Annotated in this window: 1 protein-coding gene; it reads right to left on the reverse strand. The window is 28.7% G+C overall.

The window, feature by feature from the left end; all coding sequences use genetic code 11:
- The coding region (locus RCF13_RS24770) for a hypothetical protein (RefSeq protein ID WP_308141626.1) at positions 1 to 421 on the reverse strand (421 nt) is incomplete at both ends.

Consider the following 421-nt stretch of genomic DNA (forward strand, 5'->3'; position numbering starts at 1 on the left):
ATTAAAGTCATCGATATATTCTTTTTCGTAATCTCTCATATTGCTCTTTGAATTTACAACGATATCATTGATAAAATAACCTAGAATTTTAGGTACGAGCATGGCTCTGATCATATCATTTTTATCTATAATTACTCTTCCTTTTCCTTTATACTCTTCTATTTTATTTTCTATCTGTTCTATTATTTTATAAATAGATTTCATTTCGCTAATTTCACATGAATCCTTAAATGAATTCAAATTTAATAAACCAGAGGCAAAGGCATCATCTAAATCGTGACCTCTCTGAGCTATTTCATCTGCTATTGCCACGACTTGTCCTTCTAATGTAACTGGGAGGATTTTATTATTATCTTTGATATCCAGATGTAAATACTCAATATTACCATTAATCAAAAACTCTTCTATAGCATAAGAATCT

This window comes from Stenotrophomonas maltophilia group sp. RNC7 (assembly GCF_030910085.1).
Taxonomy (GTDB): Bacteria; Pseudomonadota; Gammaproteobacteria; order Xanthomonadales; family Xanthomonadaceae; genus Stenotrophomonas; species Stenotrophomonas sepilia.